Annotated in this window: 3 protein-coding genes and 2 pseudogenes; 2 read left to right on the top strand and 3 right to left on the bottom strand. The window is 61.1% G+C overall.

What is annotated here, in order from left to right:
• On the bottom strand, positions 1-346 hold a 346-nt coding region (locus tag ACFPN9_RS30045; RefSeq protein ID WP_377818178.1), incomplete at its 3' end, for a PAS domain-containing protein.
• Positions 347-379: 33 nt separating this feature from the next.
• Between ACFPN9_RS30045 and ACFPN9_RS30040 the strand changes: the two are divergent.
• Positions 380-634, top strand: a pseudogene (locus ACFPN9_RS30040) (transposase domain-containing protein); the annotation flags it as partial.
• Positions 635-668: 34 nt separating this feature from the next.
• Positions 669-827, top strand: a pseudogene (locus tag ACFPN9_RS30035) (transposase); the annotation flags it as partial.
• Positions 828-844: 17 nt separating this feature from the next.
• Here the strand turns inward: ACFPN9_RS30035 and ACFPN9_RS30030 are convergent.
• Positions 845-1,219 carry a hypothetical protein gene (locus ACFPN9_RS30030; RefSeq protein WP_066734593.1) on the bottom strand — a complete coding sequence of 125 codons (375 nt, stop codon included), beginning with the start codon at positions 1,217-1,219 and terminating at the stop codon, positions 845-847.
• A 392-nt stretch (positions 1,220-1,611) separates the two neighbouring features.
• On the bottom strand, positions 1,612-1,830 hold the full coding sequence (locus tag ACFPN9_RS30025; protein WP_067253832.1) for a hypothetical protein: 219 nt from the start codon (positions 1,828-1,830) through the stop codon (positions 1,612-1,614).
• Between the last annotated feature and the right edge of the window lie 612 nt (positions 1,831-2,442).

Genomic DNA, 2,442 nt, shown 5'->3' with positions numbered 1-2,442 from the left:
ACTCCATCTGCTCCTCGTTCTCCTTGGAGGCGGTGATGTCGGTGGCGTATTTCACCACCTTCACCGGCGCGCCCATGGCGTCGAGGATGGGGTTGTAGCTAGCCTGGATCCAGACGGTCTTGCCGCCCTTGCCGATGCGGCGATACCGGCCCTCGTCATACTCACCGCGACGCAGCTTCTCCCAGAACTGGGCATAGGCGGGGATGCTGCGCTCTTCTTCCGCCACGAAGATGCGGTGGTGGCGACCGACGATCTCGTCCAGCGCATAGCCGGTCACGGCGAGAAAATTGGGGCGACAGGGTCGCGGGTCAGGGGCTCGGGCGAGGTGCTCACGAAGCCGATTCAACCATGGATTACAGCAGCTTGCCAGTACTGAACGATCAACAAGGAGCTGCAGCGCCATCGCTTCGGGCGTCGGGCCGAGAGCCTGCCGGTTGATCAGCTATTGCTGGGCCTCGAGGAGGCCGAGCAGATCGAGGCCGAGGGCCTCGCCGGCGAGGAAGCGGCTGATCCCGCCAAGCGCGCTGACCGGGTCAAGAAGCGTCGCGCCAACCGCGGCTCGCTGCCCGCGCACCTGCCGCGCATCGAGCAGGTTGCCGATATCCAGGATATGGCCTGCCCCTGCTGTCGCGGGCAATCGAAAGGACCCGATCTGCTTCAGCCGGCACCTCTACAGGGACAGGAACCTGATCGAGCGCTTCTTCAACAAGATCAAACAGTTCCGCCGCGTCGCCACACGCTACGACAAGCTCGCGGAAAACTTCCTCGCAAGCCTCAAGCTCGTATGCGTCAGGATCTGGCTACGCGGTAATGAGTCGACGGCCTAGTTCCAGGCTTTCGTCACTCAGCGCTCTGCCGCAGTCTTGCGCACGGGAGCCTCGGAGAGCCGCCGCATGGGCGACATCCTTGTCTCCGCGACAGTGCCGACGCTGCGATCGAAGGCATGCGCCCTGCAGGCATTCAAGTTCGCGCGGTAAGTCATCTCGCCCGCGGAGCTCGTCGTCACCATTGCGATGGCGGTGGCTGTCGGCGTCATCATAACTTTCGCCAGACACGTGCACGTCTCCATGCGCTGTGCGGGCGGCTGGTCGGCCTCGCGAGCCAGGCACGGGTGAACAACATCATTGAACGCGGGGATCTGGTACGTGACGTAACCGCCGGCGCCGACCACGAGTGACAAGCTCGTGGCGACCACGAGCGCGAGCATCCTGTCGATCATGAAGGCTCTCTCCCGAAGAAAATCTGCCTTCGGATCGTTGACGTTGCGTTGCTTCCTGTCACACGGCCCATTAGCCTTTTGTCGTAGTCGTTGTGCGGCAGCCGCGCCAGCCGCATGGGTCATTAACTGTATATCCCCACGCATCGGGCCTAACGGTAATTGGCGACCGGCTGCTCTGCCCTCATCCGGGGCCGAAACCGCCTCACGTCATTCCATGCAATTCCCGCTTCTCGCTCGGATACAATCTCGAGCCTGTGAGGCAGCCGCGGGCGGTCGCTTGAAAATCGGAGCCGTAAACGTCTTCTGCCTCGCAATGCCTCCACGTCCGGCCCTGGCGCATCCCGTTCGGGCGAACGACTGCCGGCAGTTCGTACCTCGGTGACATCGGGCGCTCACCGCAGCTTGATGACCTTTCCCGATACAAGGCCGTATTTTGCGAGGGCATCGGCCGTCAGCTGCCGCTGAAGTTCGATTGTTGCTCCAGCGATCAGGGACTGGTCACGCTGAAGAATGCGCTCAGCACTGTACTGCGTTGACGCCGCCACCAAAAACACTTGGACGCCAGATTGCGTCCGTGAAGTCACAGCGAATTGAAAACCCACTACGGTCATCGCGGCCTCCGTTTTGGCTCGCAATAAGCCACGGCTGTCAAAAGTTGGTTTACGGCGCTGTCTTTGGTCTTGCCCAGCAGATCGGTTTCCATTGCTGCGGCTGCATCTGTCGCGTTAACGCGCCTCGGATCTGCAGCCCCTCACCGCGTTCTACGAGTTCGACGACGTCACACCTTGCGAACTGGACCCGCCGGATGGCAGGCCCACTGGCGACGGACCGATTGGCTAGGAGTAGGATTATGAGTTATGCTGAATCTTGCCATCTGATTGACGTATTGTTTCGGCGAGATATTGCCGCTCTATGCGCCGACTGATTGCTCGATTAGTTGCCCGTAGGCGGGCTTGGAAGCGTGCGGTCTCGCTTTCTGCTGCAATCATCATCCGCGATCACCGTTGTGACGCACATGCGGCTGCCCGGCACAGCGAACGACAAGCCATCGGAGAGGCAAATTGGAAAGCACTTCGGTTCTGGAAAGCTGTCGGCCGGGAGATCGCCGGTCGCCTTCTTAAAACGGATAGTAAATAGATCGAGGCCAGTTCCCGGGCGGCCTGTCTCAAACACAGATCGACCGTTTGGTAGGCTGGCGCCGTGAGGTGCCCGGTGCGGTCTGA

It is taken from the genome of Allobosea massiliensis, from assembly GCF_042655245.1.
Taxonomy (GTDB): domain Bacteria; phylum Pseudomonadota; class Alphaproteobacteria; order Rhizobiales; family Beijerinckiaceae; genus Allobosea; species Allobosea massiliensis.
This window is presented reverse-complemented; position numbering and strand designations above follow the sequence as displayed.